Below are 25,641 nucleotides of genomic sequence, written 5' to 3'. Positions count from 1 at the left end.
TTGTTTGGATATTACAAACAATGAGGGACAAAGTCGCTTGTTTATCCGCCCGATCTCGCCGCTGTAAAGTGTCTTTATATTCACCGGGCTTATTTCGCCCCACGATAAAGGTACAAACATGACAGCACGCGAAGCCGTTTTTCCCTTCGGTCGACAGACGCTCTATGAGCGCAATCGCTATTCACCGGCCATCAAATCCAATGGTTTTTTGTTCGTTTCGGGGCAGGTTGGTAGCCGCGAGGACGGCTCGCCTGAGCACGATCTGCAAGCGCAGGCCAGGCTGGCGTTCAATAATCTTAATGCTGTGCTCGCGGCGGCGGGCTGCACGTTTGGTGACGTGGTAGACGTTACCCTCTTTGTCGTCGATCCCGAGTCAAATCTCGACGCTATCTGGAGTATTCTGCCAGAATATTGGGGGGAGGCGCCTTACCCTACGTTGACCGGGATCGGCGTGACCTGGCTTTACGGATTCACGTTTGAGATAAAGGTCATTGCCAGACTGCCCTAAGCGTTATGAGTCTTTCCGCCAGTCGAAAATTCAATAGGGCAGCCTGCGCTGCCTGTGGAGGTCTATGCTGGATCGGGAGAGTTAGCCAGACGGGTGCGGATTAACGGAGGGGACAGAGGACAATTTATGAAAGCAGCGGTTTATGACGTGGCAGGCGCTCCCGGCGTCCTGAAATATGTCGATATCCCCGATCCGATCACCGGGCCTGACGATATCCTGATTGCTGTCGAGGCAATCTCCATTGAAGGAGGCGATCTGATCAACCGCCGTTCAACTCCGCCGCCGCTTCCTTCATGGGTCGTGGGCTACGCGGCCGCGGGCACCGTGGTTGCCGTCGGATCGAATGTCCGTAGCCGTAAGGTTGGGGACAGAGTCGCTGCTTTTCACCTGCAGGGATCACATGCGGAACGTTGGGCGGTACCTGCGGAACATACCTGGCTTATCCCCGATGGCGTGGAGATGCCTGAAGCGGCGGTGGTACCGATTTCTTTTGCAACCGCGCATCATTGTCTTTTCACCCGAGGCATGCTCCAACACGGAGAAACCGTCCTTATTCAGGCCGCGGCGGGTGGCGTGGGGCTCGCGGCCGTTCAGCTTGCCTCGCAAGCCGGCGCAACGGTCATCGCCGTGGCAAGCGGAACGCAGCGCAGGAGCCGGTTGCTTGAACTGGGTGCCGATCATGTCGTGGATCGTGCCGAGCACAACATCGTTGACCGTGTCCGACAGTTCACCCAGGGTACCGGTGTGGACCTCGTCATCGATCCGGTGGGGACGACGCTGCCTGCTTCGCTTTCTGCACTTGCCCCGGAAGGACGTCTCGTCTTCGTCGGTAATGCGGGCGGGGGGAATCTGACTGTCGACTTGTGGCCGCCAATGCAGTCTAACCAGACACTCATGGGAGTCTTCATGGGCCCCCTTTTGGCAAGGCCTGGCGTGCGGGCCAGTGTGGACGACCTGTTGCAGGCTGTAGCAGCAGGGCGTATCAAGGTGGTCATTGACCGTATCTTCCCCCTGGCTAACGCTGCTGCGGCCCACGAATTCGCTGAGACAGCGAAACCGCTTGGCCGCGTCGTGATGAAGCCATGAGGTGCGTTTGACCAGTACGCGTGCGCCAGGCTAATGACTTGCATCTGGTATCAAGGCGATTTACCTGACGCATAGCAGGCGTGAGCGCACGGTTAAAACCGCAGAATATCAAAGGGAGTGGTTTAACATTCTTTTGAGCCATCGAGTGCTGCGAGCCCGCGGCGCTGACCTTGAGTTTGAATGAAAAGCGTTCTTTAGCCCGCCCCTGACTTTCCCATTTTTTCGAAATCTTTATCTCTTTTTCTCATTTGTCAGTAAAAGGCATATGCCCGCAGAATCATGTCTAAGGCAGGGCGGGTGTTGCACTATCAATGATAAAACCCCTCTGATGGCCTTGCCTCTTTTACCACACCTCTTTTGTGGTTTTTACAGGTTTTAACCAGGAAAAGGCTTCTTTATGACGTTATCTAAATTACTGCTTCCTTTGCTGATTGCCGGGAATCTCTCTTCTGCGTGGGCTGCCGGGCAGGTTGTTCCGTCCTCTACCACCTTTCATGTCACCGCTGATGAGGCGCTGAAAAGTAAGCTTCCGCCGGATATCGCCAAACGCGGATATATCGTTGCAGGCACCAATCCGAATACGCCCCCAACCACTTTTTTCCAGGAAGACAATAAAACGCTCGCCGGGCGTGAGATTGATGTGATGAATGCCGTGGCGGCAAGGCTCGGTGTGGAAGTGCGCTGGCAGGATACCGGCGGTTTCGACAATATTATTCCGGGGTTGAAATCGGGTCGCTATGACGTCGCACTATCCAATATCAACGCCACCAAAAAACGTCTCGAGCAGGTCGATTTCGTCAGTTACTACGATGCGTCGCGCCTGGGGGTCATCTCGCGTAAAGACGCCAATATTGCGCCATTTACCTCTTTTGAGGCTGTGTGCGGGCAGGAAGTGGGCGCCGGCGCGGGCACTACGCAGATTGGGCGTCTTGAAGCTGCAAGCAAAATTTGTACTGATGCGGGTAAGCCGCCGATCAAGATTGCCGTATTCCCGGATCGCCCTTCAGGCGTACAGGCTGTGGTCAGCGGTCGCGTACCGATGTTCTTCGGCCCGTATGAAGGTCTGACCTATCAGGTTAGCCAGGTCAAACCGCTGACGCTGACCGGCACTATTCATGTTGATGATGCGCCTGTCTCCGTGGCGTTCCCTAAACAGTCGGGGCTGGAAGAGGCGGTGCAGGCATCCCTGAACTCGCTGATCAAGGACGGGACTTACCAGAAAATCCTCGATAAATGGTCCATCGGTTTTGGCGCAGTCAAAGAGTCAAAACGTAATGAAGAGATTTTCGGATGAGCAGTGAAACACACGATCAGCAGCCGGAAGAACTGCGGATCATCGGTAAAAAATATATCGGGCGCTGGATAAGCGCCCTGATCGTATTGCTGATATTGCTGGCTATGGGGAACTCCATGCTCAGCAATCCGCGTTTTGAATGGTCGGTGATTGCCGAAAACTTTACCGGCCCGTCGATCATTCAGGGCGTACTGATGACATTGCAACTGACCGCAATTTCCGTGATTTTTGGCTTTGCAGGCGGCACGATCCTGGCGCTGATGCGCCTGTCATCCAATCCGGTGCTGGTCGCTGTCAGCTGGGGGTATACCTGGTTTTTCCGCGGGGTGCCGATGCTGGTTCAGTTATTTCTCTGGTACAACATTGCCGCGCTTTACCCGACTATTTCGATTTCGTTGCCGTGGGTTGGTGAAATCTGGAGCGCTTCTGCGAACTCACTGATTAGCCCGTTCAGTGCTGCCGTGATTGCATTAGTCATGCATCAGTCTGCCTATGCCGCAGAGATTATCCGCGCCGGGATCCAGAGCGTCGGTACCGGGCAAGTCGAGGCTGCACGTGCTCTGGGTTATCGCCCGGCACAAATATTCCTCCACACCATTTTGCCGCAGGCGATGCGCGCCATTCTGCCTCCGGCCGGGAATGAAGTGATCGGTCAGTTGAAAACCACAGCGGTTGTCTCGGTGATTTCATTACAGGATGTGCTGTTCTCCGCGCAGATTATTTATCAGCGCACCTATGAAGTGATCCCGCTGCTGCTGGTCGCCACGTTGTGGTACCTGCTGCTGACATCATTGCTTTCAGTGATTCAGTATTACGTTGAACGACATTTCAGCCGCAGTAGTCACCGCAAGGTAAAACGCAAAGCCGGGAAAGCGTCGGCATCCGGCGCGGTCAGTACCCCCAGTATCAGCGCAGGAGAAACCAGCCATGGGTGAAGCTATTGAATTTCGCAAAGTCACTAAGCGTTTCTCCGGTAATACCATTCTGGATGAAATCAGCCTCGATATTCCGGCCGGTTCGGTCACGGTGATCCTCGGGCCTTCCGGTTCAGGGAAATCCACCTTGCTGCGTTGTATTAATCATCTTGAAAAACTGGATGGCGGCACGATCCGTATCGGTGGCGAACTGGTGGGTTATCAGCAGAAAGGGCAGGCATTGTATGAACTGAGCAGCCGCAGAATCGCCGCGCAGCGCAGCCGTACCGGCATGGTATTTCAGCAATTTAACCTGTTTCCGCACCGCACCGTTTTGCAAAATATTACCGATGCGCCTTTGCGGGTGAAGAAGCAAAACCGTGAGCAGGTACTCAGTAAAGCCCGCGCGTTGCTCCGGCAGGTTGGGTTAGCCAGTCGTGAAGATGACTGGCCGCAGCAGCTTTCCGGCGGGCAGCAGCAGCGTGTAGCCATTGCCCGTGCGCTGGCGATGGATCCTGAAGTGATGTTGTTCGATGAACCCACTTCCGCGCTGGATCCTGAACTGGTGGGCGAAGTGTTGCAGGTGATCAAAAAGCTGGCGCACTCCGGGATCACGATGGTGATTGTCACCCACGAAATCGGCTTTGCACGAGAAGTGGCAGATAACGTCATCTTTATGGAGGGTGGCAAGATTGTGGCGTCGGGGCCAACGAAAAGTGTACTCGATGAAACGGAGAACGTCCGTGTCCGTAATTTCCTGTCGACGGTTTTATAATGACGCTGCGTTAATTTGTTTCGCAAATAACATATCAACCAGCCGCGGCAGACTGTCGCGGTTTTCCAGCCTGCTCAGCGCCACCAGCTCCACCCGCTTTGCGTCTGTGAGGTCGGGCAAACAGGCACGCAGTTTTGCCGGTAAATCAAACGGGATCGCCAGGCTTTGCTGCCGCGTGAAGCGCTGTTGCAGCACGCTGCCGTCACGCAAAAACACCGTCACCTGATGAAAACGCGCGGCCGGGTTCAGCTCGTCCGGCGGCGCGGAGAAATCCGGGCAACGCGCCACACTTTCTGCCAGCGCGGCAATATCTGTCGCCACCGGCACCGATGAGAAATCCTCTAAGCGTAGTTCTCCGCGCAGCAAACATGCCGCAATCACGTATTCCAGACTGAACCTGGCTTCAACGCCGGTGTTGGGTTTTCGCACCGACGCCGCAATATCACCGCCCGGCGGAAAAGACACTTCAATGCGTTCGATGGCTGCGATCAGTACATCCGCGCCGTTGCCCGTTTGCAGCCACTCCTGGCGGAGAGCTCGTGCGGCATCGGCGGCGCTATGCGTGCCTCCGCAGGTCGGATAGGGTTTGAATTCCAGACCGGGCGAGATAATCCGCCACGGCGCCCCCCAGTCTGAGATAAGTTTTTCCGGCTGCTGCTGACCGGCGCAATAAGTCGATAAAAAGCTGTCCAGCACGTTGTCCGGCTGGCCGTGAAAGCCTGCCAGCGTGAGCTGTGTGGCAATGACGGCGGTCTGCGCCGCCAGGCCCGCGTGCAACGGTTTGACATCACTGCCGAACTGCGCACGTAAACCCGCAGACTGCGTCGCCGCGATACCCAGAATCACTGCCGTTTGCCTTTCCGTGGCATTCACCAGCCGCGCGCAGGCAGCGGCGGCGGCAATCGTGCCGAGCGTAGCGGTATTGTGAAAACCGAGGGTGTAATGCTGAGAACCGACGGCCAGCCCGAGGCGTCCGGACATTTCCACTCCGGTCACGTACGCATCGAAAAAATGTGCGCCATTGATATCGGGTCTTTGTGAGACCAGCGCCAGAAGCGCGGGCAAAATCACCACGCTGGGGTGACCGCGAAAATCGGGATGGAAATCGTCAAAATCCAGCGCGTGCCCGACATACCCGAGCAGCAACGCGCGGGTCGGCGGATCGTCAGCGCGGTAAACCTGATGCAAACTGTTCAGTCCTGCATCGGGGAAGTTGCCGCGTAAAACCGGCAGGGTAACCGCCAAAAAATCCAGCAACCCTTCCCGTGCTGCTTCACGAGCCGCGGGGGAAGGGGACGAGCTGACGATAAGTTTCGCCAGCGATGGCGTTAATGTCATCGGTGTATTCCCCGTTTCAGGCCTGAGCGACCGGAGATAATAAATTAACGAAAGGTTCACGCTCGCAGAGCGCATGCAGTTGCACCAGCAGGGCGTCTGAAATCGGGTGCCCGTCAAGGGTCAACGATGAGAATCCATGCCTGGCAAGTCGGTGCCTGCTTGTCGATTCATGCGCTTTTATCCTTGCTGTTTATTTCCGCACTGAGAGTGCGCAGCGCTTGTACCGCCAGTTGCGACAGGTAATGTGCAGTCGGAAACAGGGCGCGATCGTCAACGCGAAATTGTGGATGGTGCAGCGCGTAAGGACCGCCGGAGCCGATCATGATGAATGCGCCGGGCAATTTTTGCTGATAGAACGCGAAGTCCTCCCCTATCGGGCTGGCTTCAACGCGACGGGCTTCAAAGCCGGAGCCTTCACCGTGCGCCAGCGCGAAATCCACCCATTTAGCCGTATTGACCACTGACGGCGGGCCGGGCTGCCAGTCGAGGCTGATGTCGGTATCAAATGCCGCAGCGATACCCGTAAGAATCTGCCGCAAACGGCGTTCGATCAGTTCCCGTGTGTCCTGATTAAAGGTGCGGACGGTGCCTTCCAGCCAGGCGGAATCCGGGATCACGTTCCAGGTACTCCCGCTGTGAACCTGTGTGATAGAAACCACCGCGTTGTGTGCGGACGGCACGTTGCGGGCGATCAGGGTTTGCAGCGCGGAAATCACCTGTCCGGCGATAATAATCGGGTCGTTGCCTTCGTGTGGACGCGCCGCGTGGCTGCCGGTACCGGAGATGGCGATCGCAAAGCGATCCACGCCGGCGGTTAATGCGCCGTCTTTGCTGCCGATAACGCCAACCGGCAAAGAGGGATCGTTATGAATGCCGAAAATGACGGCAGCGTTATCGAGCGCGCCGGTGCTAATCAGCGTCGGCGCACCGTGACCGGTTTCTTCCGCCGCCTGAAACAGAATGCGCACCGTGCCGGAAAGCGAATCTTCCTGCGCTTTCAGCAAAATCGCCGCGCCAAGTGCCGCCGAGGTGTGGAAATCGTGGCCGCAGGCGTGCATCACTCCGGGATTTTGCGAGGTGTAATCCACAGCGGATTTTTCTTCAATCGGCAGGGCATCGATATCAGAACGTAGCACCACCAGTTCGCCGGGATTGATGCCGCCAATCTCTGCCACCAGACCAGTTTTGAGCGGCAAATCTATCACGCGGATTTGATACTTCTCCAGTACCGCCCGGATACTGGCGGTGGTGTTAAATTCGTCGTTGGACAGCTCCGGATGGCGGTGCAGGTGGTGGCGAAAATCCTGAATAAACGCCGCCAGTGGCTGATGTTCCTGCGTGATATCTAACATTTAAACTCCTGTAGGTGGCTGACGTTCCAGCCAGCGGGCGTGGCTTTTTTCATCGAGAATTTTTTTCAGGTACAGCGTGATGTGTCCTTTGCCGAGGTCTCTTTCAAAGACCGGCTGAAAACCCAGTTTCAGGTACATATCGCGCAGCCACGGATGGCTGGTGGCGGTGCCGAGTGAGTAAGCCGGGGCTTTCAGTTCGCGGATCAGAATGTTGTCTTCCAGCCAGCCCAACAGTTTTTTGCCGAGGCTCTGACCGGCGTAATCTGGATGCGTGCCAAACCAGCCAATATGCGGCAGGCCCAAAGGGCCGGGCATTGCGCCCCACGGGAAGCGCAGGGTAACCGAAGCCACCATCCGCTGGTCATCAAAGAGCGCAAACACTGCATGATCGTCGAGGTGTTGTGTCACGCGTACCAGATCGGCGGTGGCAGCATCAAACTGAATCCCGAGCGCTTTGATTGGCGCGTAGGCGGCCAGCATCAGTGTCAGATAATCGTGTTTATCATCCAGCGTCAGCCGCCTGAAATGTTGTGTCATAACCCAGATCCCTCAGGAGAAGTCAGATGACCGGACTGCTCGGCAAAGCGGATGACGTCATCGACTTTTTGCGCGGCGCAGCCGGTGTAATGAGCCGGATCTAACCAGTGGTCAAGATCCCGTTCAGTAATACAGGCCGCCAGCACCGGATGCGCAAGCAGAACGGTTTTAAAAGCGTGTCGTTTTTCAAACGCCTGCATGGCGCATTCATAAACCAGATGATGCGCGGTTTGTTTACCGAGTTTTTTACCGACCTCAAACATCACTTTTTCGGACAGCAGCAGGCCGTCCTGCATTTGCAAATTCGCAAGCATGCGTGCTTTATTGACCGTCAGGCCGGAGAGAATCGACTGAGCATTTTGCAGCTGTGCAGAGAGATAAATCGAGATTTCCGGCAGGGCGATCCACTCGGCGCGCCAGCTCATCGCATCACGTTCATGCTCCACGTGCATCGACTGATAAATCAGTGATGCGCTGTGCAACAGCGGCTGTGTCAGGCTGGCAAGACCTTCGAGGGCCGCGGGATTGCGTTTGTGCGGCATGGTGGTGGAGCCGATTTTCCCGCTGCTGAACGGCTCTTCGACTTCATTAATTTCGGTGCGCATCAGGTTGTAAAGCTCGTTGCCTATTTTGCCCAGTGTGCCGCTGATCAGCACCGCCACCGAGGCGTATTCTGAAAAGCGGTCACGCGCAGCCTGCCAGCCGATATTCGGCGTACTGAGGTTCAGGCGCGCCAGTGTGCGGCGTTCTACCTCCGGACCCACTTCGCCAAGCGCAGCGTAGGTACTGATCGCGCCGCTGATATTACCGGTCAGCAGACGCGGCGTGATGGCGGCAAGACGGTCGAGATGACGGATAAACTCATCCAGCCAGACGGCGACTTTAAAGCCAAACGTGGTGGGCAACGCCTGCATACCGTGGGTGCGGCCTGTCATCAGCGTGTACTGATGCTCACGCGCCAGCGCTTTCAGCTCATTCGCCACGGCGGTGCTGTCACGGACGATCACTTTCAGAGTTTGTGCCAGCTGTAAAACGGTGGCGGTATCGATGATATCCTGCGTGGTTGCGCCGTAATGAATGTATTCCCCTGCGTCACTGCATTGCTGTTGCAATGCAGTGAGCACCGGCATCAGAGAATGTTTCATCTGCGCGCCGGAGGCGGCGATGTCCTTAATATTCAGCTGGCTGGCATTGGCCAGCTCCGCAATGCTCAGCGCGGCCTGTTGCGGGATCACACCCAGCTCACCTTCGGCCAATGCCAGCGCAACTTCGACATTGATTTGCTGTGTCAGGCGATTTTGCTCTGACCAGATTTCCCGCATTTCGGGTGTGCCAAAATTGTTGCCAAGTAAAAGAAAATCTATCGGATGTGAGGACATAATACTCTCGTCTTATATAAGGGATAATTAACGTTGTTTTAAGGTCGTCATTAAAAACACGATATCGAAATGGCGTATCAGGTATGGGAAGATGCCAGATGCGTCTGTTTTCATTGCGTTAAATTAGCCCTGTCTGACACTATTATTTCTTTGATCCAGCACAGCATGCAAGGGGGTTATAGGCTATAGCAAAAATCAATCTATGCTATTGAGAATAAGTTAATAAGGATCCCCACTTAGCACTTTGTTAATTTTTTCAATTCTCGTAGGATGCTTTTAATAACACTTGAATATATCCCATATCAAATTCCTGTTTAATTACGGGGCGTTTCTCTTTAACCAGACGATAAATACAGGGCATCGATGTGTTCGCCATAAAATCACCGCAGACCTATCATCATCAGCCCGGCCTGCTTTCACGCACCGGTGAGCTACTTGCCGTTCATTCCTCCGATGTCGCGATCATCACCAGCCCGAAAGCGTGGCGGGCGGTGAATCCGCAACTGGAAACCAGCCTGAAGGCAGCCGGTATTCGCTGGCAGATCAATTTTCTCACCACGGAATGTACCGATGCGGCTATCGAAACCCATCTGAACAGCGTGCGGGAACAAAATGCCACGCTGGTACTGGGCATTGGCGGCGGGCGGGTGCTTGATTGTGCCAAAGCGGTGGCGAATCTGCTGTCCCACGTCGGGCTGGTGACCATACCGACCGTTGCCGCGACCTGTGCTGCCTGGTCGCCGGTCAGCATTATTTATAATGAGCACGGCGGGCATGTGCGCAGCCAGCCGTTGTCGCGTATGCCGCTGATGCTGCTGGTCGACACGAATGTGATTGCGCAAAACGATGTGCGTTATCTCAAAGCGGGCATCGTGGATGCGCTGGCGAAATGGTACGAATTCCGCCCGTATAAACAGAAAAGCGACGACAGTCTGGCGCTGAACCTGAAAGTTCAGGCGGCAAAACTGGCGGTGGACGTCTTTCAACAATACGGCGCTCAGGCGGTGCAGGACAACGCCCGCCATGAAGTCACACCGGCGCTGATGAAAGTTATCGACGCCAATATCGCGGTGGCAGGTATGGCTAACAGCATGCGCGATGAAACCCCTGCGCCGGGCGTGGCGCACGCGATCCATAACCGTTTCACCCATCAGCCGGAATTGCATGACTGGCTGCACGGCGAGAAAGTGGGTTTCGGGTTGCTGGTGCAGTCCCTGCTGGAAAGCGATGACGGCCAGCCGGAGGTGCAGTTGCTGTCGTTGTTACGTGAATATGACGCGCCGCTGGCATTGCCGCCACTGAATGGTGACCGGGAGGCGATCATCGCGGCCATTGCCCGCGAAGTAAAATTCTCCGCCGAAAATGCCGCCCGTTTACCGTTTTCAATAGCAGCGGAAAATATCGAAAAAGCCCTGCAGAAAACCGAAACTCACTCTTATTCACAGGGATAACGCCATGACCTCTGATTCATCTTCTGCAAAAAACACCCGTCAATTGCGTCTTGGCCTGTTTGTACAGCCGCTCGGGCATCACGTCAGTGGCTGGCGCTTAACTGAAAACCTGGGTTCGCCGACCGACATCGACTGGCTGACGGGGATCGCCAAAAAAGCCGAAGAGGGCAAGTTCGATATGTTCTTCGTCGGCGATGCTCTGGCGACCAGCGTCTACCGGTTGCCGTCCACCATGGCGCGGCTTGAGCCGCTGACCTTGCTGTCGGCGCTGGCAGTGCAAACACGCCATATCGGGCTGGCCGCCACGGCTTCAACGACATTCAGCGATCCGTTTAATCTGGCACGCAGCTTTTCTTCTCTTGATCACATCAGCCACGGCCGCGCGGCGTGGAACGTAGTGACGTCGTTTTCCACTGACGTGGCGCGCAATTTCAGCCGCGACGATATGCCCACGCATGCCGAACGTTATGCCGTGGCGCATGAGTTTCTCGAGGCGACGTTCAAACTGTGGGAAGGCTGGCAGGAGGGGGCGGTGCAGCCGGACAAGGCCAGCGGCCAGTATTTCGTGAACGAGAAAATCCAGCCGGTGAATCATCAGGGCACGTATTTTCAGGTACAGGGTCCGCTGAATATCACTCGTTCACCGCAGGGGCGTCCGGTCATTATTGAAGCCGGTTCTTCTGCAGACGGCCAGAAACTGGCGGCGGCCACGGCTGAAGTCGTGTTTACTGCGGCCGCCACGCTGGAAGAAGCGCAAACTTTTTACCGTGCGCAGAAACAGCAGGTGATAGAGGCTGGACGTAATCCAGATCACGTGCTGATTTTGCCAGGCGTAATGCCCATCGTGGGCCGCACGCTGGAAGAAGCGCATGAAACCTGGCGTGAACTGAATTCGCTGGTGGATATTGATAACGGCATCCGCCAGCTTTCCACCCGTTTTAATATGGATCTGAGTGCGTTTCCGCTTGATGGACCGGTGCCGGATGTGCCTGCTGGTGAAGGTAATCAGAGCCGAGTGAAACTGCTGACCGATCTGGCGTATCGCGAAAATCTGACCCTGCGTGAACTGGCCGCGATTGCTGCCGGTTCGCGTGGGCACCGCGTACTGGTCGGTACGGCGGACGTTATCGCCGATGATTTCCAGCACTGGCTTGAAGAAGGCGGGGCAGACGGTTTCAACATCATGCCTGCGGTGATGCCGGAACAGCTTTCGCTGTTTGTTGAGCTGGTGATCCCCGAATTGCGCCGTCGCGGGTTATTCCGTGAAGAATATGAATTCAGCACGCTGCGTCAAAACCTTGGTCTGCCTGAGCCTGACTTTAACCGCCAGTCTTAACTTTAGCGTTGGAACATTACGATGACGATTTCTTTGTCAGACCGCGTTCAGCGCGTGTCACTTTCCGCCAATGCAGCGGCGAAACAGCGTACCAATGACCTGAAAAAAGCTGGGGTGGATATTTTGGATCTCACCACCGGTGAGCCGGATTTTGATACGCCCGCTCATATTAAACAGGCGGCATACGAGGCGATTGCGGGTGGTGAAACCAAATACACGCCGACGCCGGGCATTCCAGCGCTGCGTGAGGCGGTGCGACAGAAATTGCAGCGGGAAAACCGGCTGCCATTCGCTGTTGCCGGCATTATGATTGCCAACGGTGCCAAGCAGGTCATTTTCAATGCCTTTGCCGCTACGCTCAATGATGGCGACGAAGTGATTGTGCCGGTTCCTTACTGGCCGACGTTTCCGGACAGCGTGCGTTTTAACGGTGGCACACCGGTTTTGGTCGAATGTCATCTGGAACAGGGTTACAAACTGACGCCGGAACAGCTGGCCGCCAGTATTACGCCGCGCACCCGCTGGCTGGTGCTCAATCATCCAGGTAATCCGAGCGGCGCGGTATATTCCGCCGCGGAATTGCAGGCGCTGGCCGCCGTCCTGCGCGGACATCCGCAGGTGCTGGTCATGCTCGATGACTTATATGAGCACATTCTGTTTGATGGCTGTGAACACCAGAATCTGCTCAACGTAGCCCCTGATTTACAGGGGCGCAGTCTGCTGGTGGGCGGTGTATCCAAAACTTATGCGATGACCGGCTGGCGGATTGGTTTCGGTGCCGGGCCACAAGCGCTTATTGCCGCCATGACCGTGGTGCAGTCGCAAATCAGTTCCGGTGCCAGTTCGGTGAGTCAGGCGGCTGCGCTGGCAGCCTTTAACGGCGGGCTGGATTTTATTGCGCCACAGGTTGCGGCTTATCAGCAACGGCGCGATGTGATAACTGACATTCTGGCGAATATTGACGGGCTGGAGTTGCGGGTGCCGCAGGGCGGTTTCTTTGTCTTTTGCCGCTGCGCCGGATTAATCGGACGTTACCGGCCGGACGGGGCGAAAATCGAAAACGAAGCTGACGTGCTGGATTATCTGCTGGAAAGCGGCGTGTCCGGCGTTGGCGGCAGCGCATACGGCTTGTCGCCCTATTTCCGATTATCGATTGCCACAGACAACGCCACGGTAGCTGAAGCCGGACGGCTCATTGCATCGGCCTGTGCGAAACTCAGTCCCGCTGAGTAAACGTAAAAAGTTTTTCGGTAGGCTTGAAACTGCGGCGTTTGGTGTCGCAAAAAGACATAGGATGGTCACCGCAAAATCGAACTGAAATGACCACGAATATTGCCTGATGCGGAGGAAGGAATGAAAATGCGTCAGGAAAACTTCTCACGCTAACTTGTTGAATCTAAATCATATTAAGATTCATAAAGAGACATGAAAACCGAAAAGCAAAAAGCCTGCTCGAAAGCAGGCTTTTTTAAATTTGGCTCCTCTGACTGGACTCGAACCAGTGACATACGGATTAACAGTCCGCCGTTCTACCGACTGAACTACAGAGGAATCGTGTGAACGAGGCGCATACTACTGGCCTCGTATTTTTGTGTCAACACTAAAATTAACCTGCTGATTCAAATGGCTAAATTTAGCTCAAGGCGTTGTTTTAGTGAACAATGCGCCGATCGTCTTCATCCTGCAGGCCATTCTCACGTATCCGCTTCAGCGGATCTTGCTGGTAAAAGTGGCAAAAACGCTGCCACAGGGCGGGGAAGCGGGGCGCGAACAACTCGGGCGCGCTGAAAAAATATTCCGAGAGGACGGCAAAGCACTCCGCAGGATCGGTGGCGGCATAGGCGTCAATGCTGGCAGCGCTTTCCCCCACCAGGTCTATCTCATCCTGAATATTATTCATTGCCGCATGGAGATCGTGTTCCCAGCCAGCGACCTCGCGTAGCGGGATAAGCGGCACGCCGCTGGCCCGATCGCCATTCCTCGCATCCAGCTTATGCGCCACCTCGTGCACCACGAGGTTAAAGCCTGACGCATCAAAGGAGTCCTGAATATCCAGCCAGTTCAGCACCACAGGCCCCTGCTGCCAGCTTTGTCCTGATTGCACCACCCGCTGGTTGTGGACCAGACCAATATCATCCTCCCATTCATCATCCACGACGAACGGGGCAGGGTAGATCAGCACTTCATGGAAACCGTCCAGCCACTCTATTCCCAGCTCAAGCACCGGCAGACAAAAGAGCATGGCAATGCGTGCCTGATGCAGCGGGGTGAGCTCCAGCCCCTGGAGGGCCACCAGACGTTTTTGCTGTAAGAAACGGGCAGCCATCTGAGTAAGCTTGCGCTGCTCAGTGGGTGAAAGATGGGCTAAAACCGGAATGGCAAGCGCTTGCTCCCAGGGCATCTCTGCGTTGCCGGACTCATCATCTGCTTTCCAGGGCCATTTAAACATCATATCGCTCGCAAAGTCGTCACTTGAACACGATTACCGAAACGGGAGCTATTAAAATGCCAAAGATCCTGGCATTATAGCAACCACAACAGCGGAGAGATGCCGGAGCGGCTGAACGGACCGGTCTCGAAAACCGGAGTAGGGGCAACTCTACCGGGGGTTCAAATCCCCCTCTCTCCGCCACTTTTCTCTTTATGACCATTCCCCTTCAATCACACCGTTAGCTTCAGGTATAACGCCTGCGCTGGGGTATCGCCATCATCATCGTCCTGGTTTCAGCGTAGAGCCGCGGTTGCGCGCGTTATCCTTTTAGGACCTTATCGCCGATTTTTGCCCGAACGAGCTTAAACGCATCATAAAGAGGGAAGGTACGCCTGGAAAGCGGCAATGTCGAAAAGAGTGATCTCAACGGAGCGGGAACATAAAAAAGCCCGCTGAACGCGGGCTTTGACGGGCATCAGAACTGGTAAACCAGACCGAGGGCGACGATATCATCGGTCGCGATACCGCTGTTTTTGTAGAAGCGGTCGTCTTCATCCAGCAGGTTGATTTTGTAATCCACATAGGTGGACATATTTTTGTTGAAGTAGTAGGTCATGCCCACGTCGACATACTTGACCAGATCCTTGTCGCCGTAGCGAGAATAGGTGTAGAGATCTTTACCCTTCGACTGCAGATAGGCGATAGACGGACGCAGCGGTAAATTGTAGTCGTCGAACTGGTACTGCGCGACCACTTCGAAGTTCTGCGTTTTGTTGGCAATCCCACCAAAACTATCGTTGCCGTTGAAGGTCATGTTGCGGGTTTCAGCATACATGGCGGCCAGATAGATGTTGTTGGCGTCATATTTCGCGCCGACGGTCCAGGCATCGGCTTTATCGCCATTGGCGTAGCGCTGGCTGCTACGAGCCTCTGCCAGCTGGTTATGGGTGCGGTCAGAAGACGAATACGCTGCCCCTACGCTGATCCCCATATCGAGGTCATAGTAGCTGGAGATACCGAAACCGTCGCCATTTTCCCGCGCCAGTTTACGTTTGCCGCCGTTATTAGTGCCTTCGCCAGAATCGGCGTTTTCATTATTACCCTGATACTGCAGAGCGAAATGCAGACCGTCGACGAGGCCGAAGAAGTCGCTGTTACGGTAGGTTGCCACGCCGTTGGTACGGCCGGTCATGTAGACGTCGGTCTGGGTGTAGGTATCGCCGCCGAATTCCGGCAGCATATCGGTCCAGGATTCGATGTCGTACACTACGCCGTAGTTACGACCGTAATCCAGTGAGCCGTAGTCGGCAAACTTCAGCCCGGCGAAGCCAAGACGGGTCCAGGAGTTTGCGCCTTCTTTTTCAGTGGTATTTGCCTGAATATTGTATTCCCACTGACCGTAGCCGGTTAATTCTGAGGTAATCTGCGTTTCGCCTTTCAGGCCAAAGCGAACATAGGTCTGATCGCCATCCTCTGAAGCGTCGTCAGAGAAGTAGTGCAGGCCGTCAACTTTTCCGTAAAGGTCCAGTTTGTTGCCGTTGTTGTTATAGATTTCCGCGGCATTAACGGCATTGGCCATTAATAATGCCGGTACCATGAGTGCCAGTACTTTTCTTTTCATTATATATTCCCTTTTAATGATAATTTCTATGAATTATGACAATCCCTCCGGAATGACTATCAGATACTAACGACTAAGTTCATTTTTATTTAAAATAAAAGATGTAAATAAATAATGTAAAATATTTCAATTTATTTCTATTTGGTTCTTTATATTTTTTATGAATGGTTTTGAGGGGGGGTATCATTTTGTTATATAGCAACAGGATATGACGTTATTTGATAGATTTTGTTAACTCAATGAAATGGGTTGTATGAATTAACATCAAGGCATCATTCATCACGAAAATTGCTTTTAGGCTGGGAAAAATAATCAATACATTATCAATACAATAAGCGACCTCCCGCGACGGAATAAACTTTTTGCATGGGGAGAAGAATAAATAAAGCACTTCAGCGCCCGCTCACCGGCAGCATAAGTCGCAGGTTGACGCAGAAGATGGGGATGAAACTGCTGCCTGCTGCACAGGTTGACGGTATAATGTGACGCTTGTCACGTTTTGAGTGGCGGTAGTGTGTTGTGTCACGGAGAGGAATGAGATGGAAGAGCAGGCAAAACGCAGCCCCGGAGGGAAGCTCGCGTTATGGGCGTTGTATGCTTTTTGCGGATATTGTGTCTGGGTCATTGTGCGTTACTGGTGGGTGGTCGGAAAAATTCAGAGCGTTCCCGGCGCCAGCGTGGAGGGCGATTTTGGAACCACGGCAGGTAAATGGCTTGGTGCGCTGTTGGGGATGTTAGTGCTTGCGGGCATTGGCGCGATCCTCGGGGCGGTCGTCTGGTATACCCGGCCGTCTCGCGGCGAGCAGGATCATCAGCGGTAAAGTTGCTATGCTCGAGGCTGACCTTCACATAAAGGAAAGCCTATGGACCTGGTTGACTGGCAGCAACGATTTGAGCACTGGATACTGATGCATTACGCGCAGGATGATGCCGCACACGATCTGTCCCATTTTCGTCGCGTCTGGGCCACGGCTACCCAGTTGGCCGCCGGGGAGGAAGTCGACCGACTGGTGCTCCTCACGGCCTGCTATTTTCATGACATCGTCAGCTTGCCGAAGAATCATCCGGAGCGCAGCCGTTCCTCGATGATGGCCGCCGAGAAAACCCTCGCGAACCTGCAGTCCTCTTTTGCCGATTTTCCCGTGGAGCGTTACGCGGCGGTCAGCCATGCCATCGAGGCGCACAGCTTCAGCGCGTCGATCCCCCCGCGTACGCTGGAGGCGAAAATCGTCCAGGACGCCGACCGTCTTGAGTCGCTGGGGGCGATTGGTCTGGCGCGCGTCTTTGCCGTCGCCGGCGCCCTGAATACCATCTTGTTTGATGCTGAAGATCCTTTTGCTGACCGGCGGGCGCTGGATGACCGCAGATATGCCCTTGACCATTTCCAGTGCAAACTCCTGCGCCTGCCGGAGACCATGCAGACGGCCAGAGGAAAAGAGATGGCGCAGCACAATGCCCGTTTCCTCGTCGAATTTATGGCCAAACTCAGCGCCGAGCTGCAGGGGGAGCCGCAGGCGCTGGATGAAGCGGTTTTGCGCCGCTTTGCACCGCAGGCGTCAACCGACCAGTGATTTATGGTACTCTCTGCAAAAATCGTCCGCGCTGGTTGAGGATATGCCGCAAAAGTTAATTAAGGAAAACAGGTCGTTGCCGCTGGCAGAGCAGGCCGGGGAAGAGGCTCAGGCGCTGCTGCGTCAGCTGATGACGATCTATGATGTGAAAACGCTGGTCGCCGAACTGGTAAGCGTCGGCGAACAGCACTGGAGCGCGGCGATCCTCAAACGCGTGGCGGCGCTCCCCCGCGCGGCGGGGCGTTTGCGTCCGCAGGAGATCGCCCATCTGGCGACGCTGCTGCCGGCGCCGCCAGTTCATCACCCGCATTATGCGTTCCGCTTTGTCGATCTGTTTGCCGGTATCGGCGGGATCCGCAACGGTTTTGAAGCCATCGGCGGGCAGTGCGTCTTTACCAGCGAGTGGAACAAGCACGCGGTGCGTACCTACAAGGCCAACTGGTACTGTGATCCGCAACAGCATCGTTTTAATGAAGATATCCGCGATGTCACGCTCAGCCACCGCCCCGACGTCAGCGATGACGAAGCGGCGCAGCATATCCGCGAGACTATTCCTCAGCATGATGTCTTGCTGGCCGGCTTTCCCTGCCAGCCTTTTTCACTTGCCGGCGTCTCCAAAAAAAATGCCATGGGCCGCGCGCACGGCTTTGCCTGCGAAACCCAGGGGACACTGTTTTTTGATGTGGTGAGAATCATCGCCGCACGTCAGCCGGCGATTTTTGTGCTGGAGAATGTCAAAAACCTCAAAAGCCACGATCAGGGGCGCACCTTCCGCATCATCATGCAGACGCTGGATGAGCTGGGGTATGAGGTGGCCGATGCCGGGCATACCGGGCCGGATGACCCTAAGGTCATCGACGGGCGCCATTTCTTACCACAGCACCGGGAGCGCATCGTGCTGGTGGGTTTCCGCCGCGACCTGCAGCTGCATCAAGGATTTACGCTGCGCGATATCGCTGCGCTCTATCCGGCGGTGCGGCCGACGTTTGGCGAGCTGCTGGAGCCGACGGTGGATGCCAAATTTATCCTTACGCCGGTGCTGTGGAAATATCTCTATCGTTATGCCCGCAAGCATCAGGCGCGGGGTAATGGCTTTGGTTATGGCCTGGTAGACCCCGGTAATCCCCACAGCGTGGCTCGAACGCTGTCTGCCCGCTACTATAAAGACGGTGCCGAAATTCTCGTCGATCGCGGCTGGGACCGGCCGTTGGGCGAGCAGTATTTTGACGATCCGCAGAACCAACAGCGGCGGCCTCGCCGGTTGACACCGCGCGAATGCGCCCGGCTGATGGGCTTTGAATCGCCCCAGGGTTCGCGTTTCCGCATTCCGGTGTCGGATACCCAGGCCTATCGTCAGTTCGGCAACTCGGTGGTGGTTCCGGTCTTCGCCGCGGTGGCGAAGCTCCTGGCGCCGCGTATCGCCCAGGCGGTGGCGCGTCGCGAAGCGGATGATAACGATGGCGGATGTTCACGATAAAGCCACGCGCAGTAAAAATATGCGGGCTATCGCTACGCGCGATACGGCGATTGAAAAGCGGATAGCGGCGCTGCTGACCGGGGCGGGATTCACCTTTGTCGCCCAGGATCGCGCGCTGCCGGGACGCCCCGATTTCGCCTTGCCCGACTACCGTTGCGTTATCTTTACTCACGGCTGTTTCTGGCATCACCATGACTGTTATCTGTTTAAGGTACCGGCCACCCGGACGGCGTTCTGGCTGGATAAAATCGCCGGCAACGTGGCGCGTGACGCCCGCGACCGGCAACAGCTGGCTGAGCAGGGCTGGCGGGTGCTTATCATCTGGGAATGCGCTCTGCGCGGCCGGTTGAAACTAAATGATGAAGCGCTCACCGAGCGTCTGGAAGAGTGGATCTGCGGCGCCGGGCACGACGCGCAGATCGATACGCAGGGGATCCGCGAGCTGGCGTTTACTTCGACGCCTTACAAGGAGTAGCCTCGCTGCGAGCGGGGAAGAGATATTTTCCCAGCGTCACCAGCACTACGGCGAAAATAATCACCGCCAGCGCCAACCATTCAATGAGCGACAGGCTTTCACCGCCAAACCCGGTGCCGAGCAAGACGGCCACCACCGGGTTAACGTAGGCATAGCTGGTGGCTACCGCCGGGGTGACGTTACGGATCAAAAACATATAGGCGTTGATGGCGATTAGCGAGCCAAAGATAGCCAGGTAGGCCAGGGCGGCGATCCCGGACCATGAGGGGACATGGGTTAACGTCTCACCGGTCAGCCATGACGCGACCAGCAGGACGATCCCGGCGGCGAGCATCTCGATAGCCCCCGCCATCATGCCGGTTGGCAGCTCAATCCGCGACCCGTAAACCGAACCGAACGCCCAGCTTAGCGAACCCACCAGGATCAGCAGTGCGCCCCACGGATTACCGTTTAAATTGCCACCGCTATTGAGCATCACGATACCCGCCAGGCCAATGGCAATGCCCAGCCATTCCAGTTTACGGGTGGCGATGCCGAAAAAGCGGCTGAAACACAGGGTGAACAGCGGCACGGTGGCGACCATCACCGCCGCGATCCCTGACGGAACGTGCTGATGTTCGGCGAGAGTGACGAAGCCGTTGCCGACGGCAAGCAGCAAAACCCCGATCAGCGCGGCGTTAAGCAACGGCCGGCGCGCTGGCAGCTTATGGCCGGTGGCCAGCAGCCAGCCCAGCAGTAGCACGCCGGCAGAGAGAAAGCGAATACCGGCCATCATCAGCGGCGGCCAGCTGGCGACGCCGACGGCGATGGCAAAATAGGTAGAGCCCCAAATGATATACAGCGCAAACAGCGCCCCGATAAGCGGTAACAGCTGACGGGTAGACATACTTCCTCACGACGGTGCAGAGATAGAAAGGGGACATATAGTAAACGTGAAAACTATCGTGCTGGCGAGCGCTTAATTTGCGCGAGTTTGTTAAATTTATATTGACTAATTGTACCTTGGGCACCGGCCGTTTTTTAACGCATACTCGAGGGAGACATTGATGAAAAGAGAAGGAAATTATTTTGGCAGGAAGTAGTCTTTTAACGTTACTCGATGATATCGCCACGCTACTGGATGATATTTCCGTGATGGGCAAGCTGGCGGCAAAAAAAACAGCCGGGGTATTGGGGGACGATCTGTCGCTCAATGCTCAGCAGGTGACCGGCGTGCGAGCGAATCGTGAACTGCCGGTCGTCTGGGGCGTGGCGAAAGGTTCGTTCGTTAATAAAGTGATCCTCGTGCCGCTGGCGCTATTGATCAGCGCTTTTATTCCCTGGGCGATTACGCCGCTGTTGATGCTGGGAGGCGCGTTCCTCTGTTTTGAAGGGGTGGAGAAGGTGCTTCACAGCCTGGAGGCGCGCAAGCACAAAGAGGATCCTGCGCAACGGCAGCAGCGTCTTCAGGCGCTGGCGGAACGTGACCCGCTGGCCTTTGAGCGTGACAAAGTGAAAGGGGCGATTCGCACCGATTTTATTTTGTCCGCGGAAATTGTCGCCATCACCCTCGGCATTGTGGCGGAAGCGCCGCTGCTCAATCAGATCCTGATCCTCTCCGGGATCGCGATTCTGGTCACTATCGGGGTCTATGGTCTGGTGGGCGTGATCGTTAAGCTGGACGACATGGGCTACTGGCTGGCGGAGAAACGCGCTGCGCTGGCGCAATGGCTGGGCAAAGGATTGTTAGTGGTAGCCCCCTGGCTGATGAAAGTGCTCTCCATCGTTGGGACGCTGGCGATGTTCCTTGTCGGCGGCGGAATTGTGGTTCACGGCATTGCGCCACTGCATCATGCCATTGAGCACTGGAGCGCGGGGCTGGGCGGGATATTGGCTTCCCTGCTGCCGGTCATTGCCAACCTGGTGCTGGGTTTTGTCATTGGCGCAGTGGTGCTGGCGGGCGTGAAAGTGGTGAGCAGCCTGCGCCGGTCGGTGAAGTAGTGTGGTTGCATACAGCGCGACGGCGCTGCGTCGTCTACGCTAAAAGCGCGCCCGGCATCGACAGAACCCGGGGCGCTGACATCGTCAGGTTTGCGCTACGTACTGCGAGAGAATGATGGATAAGCCACTTCGGTTGAAGATGAAAAAGCTCCGCCACCTGACTCGCCCGGCGCATGTGGTTAACGTTTGTTTTATCGTGGTGCTTTTTTTCTCCACGGTACTGATCTGGCGTGAAATCAACGTCCTGGAAGAGGCCTACGTGGCCAATCAGCGTAATAATCTGGCTAATGTCGCCCATGAAATGGATGGACTACTGCAGTTCAACATCGACCGGATGATGTTTTTTCGCCACGGCATGGAGTCTGCGCTTGAACAGCCGCTTGATATCGACGTATTGCGTAGTGCCAGCCAGCGCTATCTGAGCCAGCGTCACCAGGAGGCCTGGCGTGTGGCGCTGCCGAACCGTCGTACGCTGCCGGTGTTTGGCGTCTCGGGCAGCGTCGTCGGCAACAACCCTATGCTGCTGAAAGACGATCCGCTCGCGGCTGATGAACTGATGGCGACGCTGGAGTTGGGGTATCTGTTGAATCTGACGCAACATAACCGCGATTTCGCTGAGCGAATGCAGTATATCTCCCGCAGTGGTTTTTTCACCTCGACCCTGCCGCTGCGGGACGAGTCACAGGTGATGACCCACTATTCGCAAGCCATCGGCGCCCTCTGGTTTACCCGACAGAGCCAGCGGAATAATCCGGGGCGGGGCGTTATCTGGCAAACCTTTCCTGACGACGATCCACAGCTGGAAGAGCAGGTGGTCACCGCCTCGATACCGCTGGATTTCGCCGGCTACTGGCGCGGGGTGCTGGCGATGGACTTCTCGGTCAGTGAAATAAAAGCGTTTTTGGTCAGCGCCATGCAGGGGGGGCAGGAGGGGGAGTACCAGCTTTATGATAGCCATTTGAACCTGCTGGCCTCTTCCGCGCCGGGGAATGTTCTGACCCTATTGTCCCCCCGTGAACAAGAACTGCTCAGCCGCGCGTTTGTCCATGATAACCAGGGGGGACTGCGCTTGCTGACGCGCTATATCAGCTGGGCCAAACTGCGCAATTTTGACGGCGTGCTGCTGCGGATCCACACTCTGCGGGAAGGCGTGCGGGGCAATTTTGGTACCATCACCATCGCTCTGACCCTGATGTGGGTGCTCTTCACCTTGATGCTATTGCTCTCCTGGCTGGTGATCCGCCGCATGGTCCGCAATATGAGCGTCCTGCAAACCTCCCTCGAATGGCAGGCATGGCACGATGCCTTAACCCGTCTGCTCAATCGCGGGGCGCTGTTTGAACAGGCGATGGCGGTAGCCAGCGCCTGCCAGCGCAGTGGACGACCGCTGGCGGTGATCCAGCTCGATCTGGATCACTTCAAACGCATTAACGATCGCTATGGTCATCAGGCGGGCGACAGAGTGCTGTCGACGGTGGCCAGTACCCTTGCCAGCACCGTTCGTGAGGGCGATTTGCTGGGCCGCGTGGGTGGGGAGGAGTTTTGTGTCGTGATGCCGGATACCACGCTTCAGGAAGCGGCGGTGGTGGCAGAGCGGCTACGCCTGCGTATCCAGCGCCGGGAGGTCTTTTTGCATAACAATGTGACGCTGCGGGTCAGTGCCTCACTGGGGGTCAGTGCCAGTGAAGAGCAGGGGGAGTATCAGTTTGAAGCCTTGCAGTCGGTAGCCGATCGTCGTCTCTATCAGGCAAAGCAGAACGGCCGCAATCAGGTCTGCTTTGACAGCGAAGCGTGAGCAAAACGTTTCGCCAGAATCAGCTAAAATGAGATTTTTCTTAAAGTGTTCGACAGGGATCGCGCTATCGAATGAAACCGGTTTGCGGCGAAGCCTTCTCGCATCAGCCTTGTAGCCCTGTTCCTTGCAAAGCGCCAACATTCTCAATAATTTGCGCCATGAATATCTCTTGTCATGCAAAATAATTGAGGATAATGTTTTAACGCATCGGATTTCCCGGTGTAACGAATTTTCAAGTGCTTCTTGCATTAGCAAGTTTGATCCCGACTCCTGCGAGTCGGGATTTTTTTCGCCCACCGTTAGCGGTTGACTTCACTGGCGCTGAAATCGTGAATATCGAGCTCGAATGCCTCCGCCAGTTCGCGCCAGGTATGGGCTCCTCGACCATCAATACTGGCACGATGCGGGTCATCCAGTGTGCGATGGACCTCGCTTTCGCTAATCTCATTAATCGCTGCCAGCAGAGCATCAACATTGATATCAACGTCGTTCCCGGCCTGGCCTGTCAATCGATTCTTCATCATTACCCCCTCGCTGAGCGTCGCTCAAGCCTCTTTAAGTATAGTCAGTCTAAAAAAACACCAGTCATGGGCCGCAACGCTGCGAGTTGCGTGGTTTTGTTCTACACTGGCTGAAAAATAGAGGAGATTGAATATGCAGGTGAACGATCGTGTCACGGTGAAGACCGACGGTGGCCCACGTCGATCGGGGGTAGTGCTGGCAATTGAGTCGTTTAGTGAAGGGACGATGTATCTGGTTTCGCTGGAAGACTATCCTTTAGGGATCTGGTTTTTCAATGAAGTGGGGCACCCGGATGGGATCTTCGTCGAAAAAGAAACCTCATAAAACGGGACTGGCGGAACCACCGCCAGTTTGTTTCAGCGCAGGTTCACCTGAATACCTGAAGTGACGTTTTCGGTAAGCCGAACGATATGGTAAATCACCTGTTTATTGTGCGTCTGTATTTTCTTTTTAATATTGCCTTTATGTGACGATACCGTCTTCGCTTTGATGTTCATTTGCGTTGAAATTTGCGACGTGCCATGCCCGGCCATCCACATTTGCAGCATATTGGATTCAGTCTTACTCAGCGATAAAGTCGGTAAATTTAATTGCCCCAGACTGCTGTTTTTGTATTTAAGATAATTAACCAGAATAACATCAAGGTCTTTTGGCGTTATCGATTTAGAACTGATCAGCAGGTTTTTCCGTACCCGCAAATAGCGGTCAAAATGAATGTTTGCCAGCGACATAAAGATAACAAACAGCGTCGCCGGGTTTTGCGTAATGATCTGGCGAATAATGCCATTACTTTCATCATCATGCACGAAGCAGTCTTCATTAAGAAACACCACTGCCGGACAGCACGAGGCGCAATGTTTTTGCAGATCTACCGCGCTATGGACCTCAACGATTTCCTGTTTTTTAATTCCCCGACTGGTCAGATAACCCGTTAAGCCTAACCGGGTATAGCTGCACAAATCCATAATCATCGTTGACATGACCCATCCTCAATCAACACGTAACGATATTCACTTCACACTCACTTTGTGAAGCAGTCCTTGCGAGCGGTATATAGTAGGTTTAAGAAAGAACCCATTAGTTCCATTAAACTATTCCGCATCTATGCATATAATTTGCCAGGAAAACTCTTAAAGTAAAGTCGAGAACCGGTAGTGTGAGCGGATTAAAAACAAAAAGTGCCCACAGATGCTATGGTTAGGCCCCAAACAATATTTTATTTTCGGAATTTCCTTATTTCAAATGAAGGTCAAATTGCCGGCTTCTGTCTTGCCCGGTTTTTCCGCCGGGGGCGGGGGTGGAAGGCTTAACGCTTTAATGCCACAATACTTTTTTATCGGCTTGTGGGATGAATGATGAAACAGTTAGTTTTTGCTGGCATGGTGTTGGCGCTGGCCGGATGTGTGCAGGTTGATCATTACGATGACGTCGTTAAAGCGCCGGCGCCGGCTGGCCTTGAGGGCTACTGGCAATCGAAAGGGCCGCAGAGTGAAATGATGAGCCCTGACGCGATCGCCAGCCTGATCGTCACCAAAGAAGGGGATACCTTCGACTGCCGCCAGTGGCAGCGCGTGATCGCGCAGCCGGGTAAACTGATGAACCGCGATAACCAGATCTACAATGTTACGGCTTCCCTGGATATCTATCCGATCGAGCGTGAGGGTAATACCCTCTCCTACGACCGTATGACGTTGACCCGCGTTGAACGCCTCACCCCTGAGTGCGAAAAGGCGTGGGCCAAAGCGCGTACGACAGGGACCGTCAGCGCGCCGGCTTCCGCGCGCTGAGGTTCCGGCGGG

At 55.2% G+C, this 25,641-nt stretch carries 25 protein-coding genes and 2 tRNA genes; 17 read left to right on the top strand and 10 right to left on the bottom strand.

The window, feature by feature from the left end; all coding sequences use genetic code 11:
• Positions 1–118: 118 nt before the first annotated feature.
• From CWM57_RS09515 to CWM57_RS09495, 5 genes are all read left to right on the top strand, one after another.
• Complete coding sequence (locus CWM57_RS09515; protein WP_074385372.1) at positions 119–508, top strand: RidA family protein; 390 nt, start codon at positions 119–121, stop codon at positions 506–508.
• Positions 509–634: 126 nt separating this feature from the next.
• Complete coding sequence (locus CWM57_RS09510; RefSeq protein WP_100675369.1) at positions 635–1,594, top strand: quinone oxidoreductase family protein; 960 nt, start codon at positions 635–637, stop codon at positions 1,592–1,594.
• A 397-nt stretch (positions 1,595–1,991) separates the two neighbouring features.
• Complete coding sequence (locus CWM57_RS09505) at positions 1,992–2,888, top strand: ABC transporter substrate-binding protein (protein WP_008804189.1); 897 nt, start codon at positions 1,992–1,994, stop codon at positions 2,886–2,888.
• On the top strand, positions 2,885–3,823 hold the full coding sequence (locus tag CWM57_RS09500; RefSeq protein ID WP_008804190.1) for an amino acid ABC transporter permease: 939 nt from the start codon (positions 2,885–2,887) through the stop codon (positions 3,821–3,823). Before CWM57_RS09505 ends, CWM57_RS09500 begins: the two co-directional genes overlap by 4 nt.
• On the top strand, positions 3,816–4,577 hold the full coding sequence (locus CWM57_RS09495) for an amino acid ABC transporter ATP-binding protein (protein WP_008804191.1): 762 nt from the start codon (positions 3,816–3,818) through the stop codon (positions 4,575–4,577). Before CWM57_RS09500 ends, CWM57_RS09495 begins: the two co-directional genes overlap by 8 nt.
• Here the strand turns inward: CWM57_RS09495 and CWM57_RS09490 are convergent.
• The 4 genes from CWM57_RS09490 to purB form a co-directional block, all read right to left on the bottom strand.
• Positions 4,572–5,915, bottom strand: a complete 1,344-nt coding sequence (locus tag CWM57_RS09490; protein WP_100675370.1) for an MmgE/PrpD family protein — start codon at positions 5,913–5,915, stop codon at positions 4,572–4,574. The genes CWM57_RS09495 and CWM57_RS09490 overlap by 6 nt on opposite strands.
• A 167-nt stretch (positions 5,916–6,082) precedes the next feature.
• Positions 6,083–7,267, bottom strand: coding sequence for an amidohydrolase (locus CWM57_RS09485; protein WP_100630761.1), 1,185 nt, complete (start codon positions 7,265–7,267; stop codon positions 6,083–6,085).
• Positions 7,268–7,804 carry a GNAT family N-acetyltransferase gene (locus tag CWM57_RS09480; RefSeq protein WP_074385377.1) on the bottom strand — a complete coding sequence of 179 codons (537 nt, stop codon included), beginning with the start codon at positions 7,802–7,804 and terminating at the stop codon, positions 7,268–7,270.
• A complete protein-coding gene (purB, locus tag CWM57_RS09475; protein ID WP_100675371.1) occupies positions 7,801–9,183 on the bottom strand; it encodes an adenylosuccinate lyase in 1,383 nt (460 codons plus the stop codon). Before purB ends, CWM57_RS09480 begins: the two co-directional genes overlap by 4 nt.
• Positions 9,184–9,548: 365 nt before the next feature.
• Between purB and CWM57_RS09470 the strand changes: the two genes are divergently transcribed.
• Genes CWM57_RS09470 through CWM57_RS09460 form a run of 3 tightly spaced genes read left to right on the top strand, consistent with a single transcriptional unit; the run spans position 9,549 to position 13,203 of the window.
• The gene (locus CWM57_RS09470; protein ID WP_100675372.1) at positions 9,549–10,634 is read left to right on the top strand and encodes an iron-containing alcohol dehydrogenase family protein; all 1,086 of its coding nucleotides are present in this window, start codon (positions 9,549–9,551) and stop codon (positions 10,632–10,634) included.
• 4 nt (positions 10,635–10,638) lie between these two features.
• Positions 10,639–11,970 (top strand): LLM class flavin-dependent oxidoreductase, encoded by a 1,332-nt coding sequence (locus CWM57_RS09465; RefSeq protein ID WP_074385379.1) that lies wholly within the window; start codon positions 10,639–10,641, stop codon positions 11,968–11,970.
• 21 nt (positions 11,971–11,991) lie between these two features.
• Positions 11,992–13,203, top strand: coding sequence for an aminotransferase class I/II-fold pyridoxal phosphate-dependent enzyme (locus CWM57_RS09460; RefSeq protein WP_100675373.1), 1,212 nt, complete (start codon positions 11,992–11,994; stop codon positions 13,201–13,203).
• 242 nt (positions 13,204–13,445) lie between these two features.
• On the opposite strand, the gene CWM57_RS09455 is transcribed toward CWM57_RS09460, so the two are convergent.
• Together CWM57_RS09455 and mtfA are read right to left on the bottom strand one after the other, a co-directional pair.
• Positions 13,446–13,521, bottom strand: a tRNA-Asn gene (locus CWM57_RS09455).
• A gap of 100 nt (positions 13,522–13,621) precedes the next feature.
• Positions 13,622–14,422, bottom strand: a complete 801-nt coding sequence (gene mtfA, locus CWM57_RS09450; protein WP_162677286.1) for a DgsA anti-repressor MtfA — start codon at positions 14,420–14,422, stop codon at positions 13,622–13,624.
• Between the two features lie 90 nt (positions 14,423–14,512).
• Between mtfA and CWM57_RS09445 the strand changes: the two genes are divergently transcribed.
• Positions 14,513–14,602 (top strand) — tRNA-Ser (locus CWM57_RS09445).
• 274 nt (positions 14,603–14,876) lie between these two features.
• Here the strand turns inward: CWM57_RS09445 and ompC are convergent.
• On the bottom strand, positions 14,877–16,022 hold the full coding sequence (gene ompC, locus CWM57_RS09440; protein WP_100675374.1) for a porin OmpC: 1,146 nt from the start codon (positions 16,020–16,022) through the stop codon (positions 14,877–14,879).
• Positions 16,023–16,561: 539 nt separating this feature from the next.
• Between ompC and drpB the strand changes: the two genes are divergently transcribed.
• From drpB to CWM57_RS09420, 4 genes are all read left to right on the top strand, one after another.
• Positions 16,562–16,843 (top strand): cell division protein DrpB, encoded by a 282-nt coding sequence (gene drpB, locus CWM57_RS09435; RefSeq protein ID WP_061154030.1) that lies wholly within the window; start codon positions 16,562–16,564, stop codon positions 16,841–16,843.
• Positions 16,844–16,885: 42 nt separating this feature from the next.
• The gene (locus CWM57_RS09430) at positions 16,886–17,593 is read left to right on the top strand and encodes a phosphohydrolase (RefSeq protein ID WP_100675375.1); all 708 of its coding nucleotides are present in this window, start codon (positions 16,886–16,888) and stop codon (positions 17,591–17,593) included.
• Positions 17,594–17,669: 76 nt separating this feature from the next.
• On the top strand, positions 17,670–19,070 hold the full coding sequence (locus CWM57_RS09425; RefSeq protein ID WP_165784175.1) for a DNA cytosine methyltransferase: 1,401 nt from the start codon (positions 17,670–17,672) through the stop codon (positions 19,068–19,070).
• Entirely contained in the window at positions 19,051–19,545 is a 495-nt protein-coding gene (locus CWM57_RS09420; protein WP_044649871.1) for a very short patch repair endonuclease, read from the top strand. The genes CWM57_RS09425 and CWM57_RS09420 overlap by 20 nt, the downstream gene beginning before the upstream one ends.
• Here the strand turns inward: CWM57_RS09420 and yedA are convergent.
• Positions 19,520–20,431: a drug/metabolite exporter YedA gene (yedA, locus tag CWM57_RS09415; RefSeq protein ID WP_061154034.1), complete on the bottom strand. Its 912-nt coding sequence runs from the start codon at positions 20,429–20,431 to the stop codon at positions 19,520–19,522. The genes CWM57_RS09420 and yedA overlap by 26 nt on opposite strands.
• A gap of 182 nt (positions 20,432–20,613) precedes the next feature.
• Here yedA and CWM57_RS09410 point away from each other — a divergent pair, with 182 nt between their 5' ends.
• A complete protein-coding gene (locus CWM57_RS09410) occupies positions 20,614–21,525 on the top strand; it encodes a DUF808 domain-containing protein (RefSeq protein ID WP_074385427.1) in 912 nt (303 codons plus the stop codon).
• 115 nt (positions 21,526–21,640) lie between these two features.
• Positions 21,641–23,320 (top strand): cellulose biosynthesis regulator diguanylate cyclase DgcQ, encoded by a 1,680-nt coding sequence (gene dgcQ, locus CWM57_RS09405; protein WP_074386162.1) that lies wholly within the window; start codon positions 21,641–21,643, stop codon positions 23,318–23,320.
• A gap of 299 nt (positions 23,321–23,619) precedes the next feature.
• Here dgcQ and CWM57_RS09400 read toward each other — a convergent pair whose 3' ends face one another.
• Positions 23,620–23,841 (bottom strand): YodD family protein, encoded by a 222-nt coding sequence (locus tag CWM57_RS09400; protein ID WP_165784174.1) that lies wholly within the window; start codon positions 23,839–23,841, stop codon positions 23,620–23,622.
• 133 nt (positions 23,842–23,974) lie between these two features.
• Here CWM57_RS09400 and dsrB point away from each other — a divergent pair, with 133 nt between their 5' ends.
• Positions 23,975–24,166 (top strand): protein DsrB, encoded by a 192-nt coding sequence (dsrB, locus tag CWM57_RS09395; RefSeq protein WP_061154037.1) that lies wholly within the window; start codon positions 23,975–23,977, stop codon positions 24,164–24,166.
• Positions 24,167–24,198: 32 nt separating this feature from the next.
• Here the strand turns inward: dsrB and rcsA are convergent, their stop codons facing one another.
• Positions 24,199–24,822 (bottom strand): transcriptional regulator RcsA, encoded by a 624-nt coding sequence (rcsA, locus tag CWM57_RS09390; protein ID WP_074385429.1) that lies wholly within the window; start codon positions 24,820–24,822, stop codon positions 24,199–24,201.
• 372 nt (positions 24,823–25,194) lie between these two features.
• Between rcsA and yedD the strand changes: the two genes are divergently transcribed.
• On the top strand, positions 25,195–25,629 hold the full coding sequence (yedD, locus tag CWM57_RS09385) for a lipoprotein YedD (protein ID WP_165784168.1): 435 nt from the start codon (positions 25,195–25,197) through the stop codon (positions 25,627–25,629).
• Positions 25,630–25,641 lie beyond the last annotated feature (12 nt).

The organism is Klebsiella sp. G-Nf4 (assembly GCF_002810615.1).
Lineage (GTDB): Bacteria > Pseudomonadota > Gammaproteobacteria > Enterobacterales > Enterobacteriaceae > Klebsiella > Klebsiella variicola.
Note: the sequence above shows the minus strand (reverse complement) of the source record. Positions and strands in the feature narration are given on the sequence as shown.

Bases quoted from the DNA above. Each gene is read 5' to 3' on its own strand.
- CWM57_RS09515 (WP_074385372.1), top strand. From the start codon at position 119: ATGACAGCACGCGAAGCCGTTTTTCCCTTCGGTCGACAGACGCTCTAT.
- CWM57_RS09510 (WP_100675369.1), top strand. From the start codon at position 635: ATGAAAGCAGCGGTTTATGACGTGGCAGGCGCTCCCGGCGTCCTGAAA.
- CWM57_RS09505 (WP_008804189.1), top strand. From the start codon at position 1,992: ATGACGTTATCTAAATTACTGCTTCCTTTGCTGATTGCCGGGAATCTC.
- CWM57_RS09500 (WP_008804190.1), top strand. From the start codon at position 2,885: ATGAGCAGTGAAACACACGATCAGCAGCCGGAAGAACTGCGGATCATC.
- CWM57_RS09495 (WP_008804191.1), top strand. From the start codon at position 3,816: ATGGGTGAAGCTATTGAATTTCGCAAAGTCACTAAGCGTTTCTCCGGT.
- CWM57_RS09490 (WP_100675370.1), bottom strand. From the start codon at position 5,915: ATGACATTAACGCCATCGCTGGCGAAACTTATCGTCAGCTCGTCCCCT.
- CWM57_RS09485 (WP_100630761.1), bottom strand. From the start codon at position 7,267: ATGTTAGATATCACGCAGGAACATCAGCCACTGGCGGCGTTTATTCAG.
- CWM57_RS09480 (WP_074385377.1), bottom strand. From the start codon at position 7,804: ATGACACAACATTTCAGGCGGCTGACGCTGGATGATAAACACGATTAT.
- purB (WP_100675371.1), bottom strand. From the start codon at position 9,183: ATGTCCTCACATCCGATAGATTTTCTTTTACTTGGCAACAATTTTGGC.
- CWM57_RS09465 (WP_074385379.1), top strand. From the start codon at position 10,639: ATGACCTCTGATTCATCTTCTGCAAAAAACACCCGTCAATTGCGTCTT.
- CWM57_RS09460 (WP_100675373.1), top strand. From the start codon at position 11,992: ATGACGATTTCTTTGTCAGACCGCGTTCAGCGCGTGTCACTTTCCGCC.
- mtfA (WP_162677286.1), bottom strand. From the start codon at position 14,422: ATGATGTTTAAATGGCCCTGGAAAGCAGATGATGAGTCCGGCAACGCA.
- ompC (WP_100675374.1), bottom strand. From the start codon at position 16,022: ATGAAAAGAAAAGTACTGGCACTCATGGTACCGGCATTATTAATGGCC.
- drpB (WP_061154030.1), top strand. From the start codon at position 16,562: ATGGAAGAGCAGGCAAAACGCAGCCCCGGAGGGAAGCTCGCGTTATGG.
- CWM57_RS09430 (WP_100675375.1), top strand. From the start codon at position 16,886: ATGGACCTGGTTGACTGGCAGCAACGATTTGAGCACTGGATACTGATG.
- CWM57_RS09420 (WP_044649871.1), top strand. From the start codon at position 19,051: ATGGCGGATGTTCACGATAAAGCCACGCGCAGTAAAAATATGCGGGCT.
- yedA (WP_061154034.1), bottom strand. From the start codon at position 20,431: ATGTCTACCCGTCAGCTGTTACCGCTTATCGGGGCGCTGTTTGCGCTG.
- dgcQ (WP_074386162.1), top strand. From the start codon at position 21,641: ATGGATAAGCCACTTCGGTTGAAGATGAAAAAGCTCCGCCACCTGACT.
- CWM57_RS09400 (WP_165784174.1), bottom strand. From the start codon at position 23,841: ATGAAGAATCGATTGACAGGCCAGGCCGGGAACGACGTTGATATCAAT.
- dsrB (WP_061154037.1), top strand. From the start codon at position 23,975: ATGCAGGTGAACGATCGTGTCACGGTGAAGACCGACGGTGGCCCACGT.
- rcsA (WP_074385429.1), bottom strand. From the start codon at position 24,822: ATGTCAACGATGATTATGGATTTGTGCAGCTATACCCGGTTAGGCTTA.
- yedD (WP_165784168.1), top strand. From the start codon at position 25,195: ATGATGAAACAGTTAGTTTTTGCTGGCATGGTGTTGGCGCTGGCCGGA.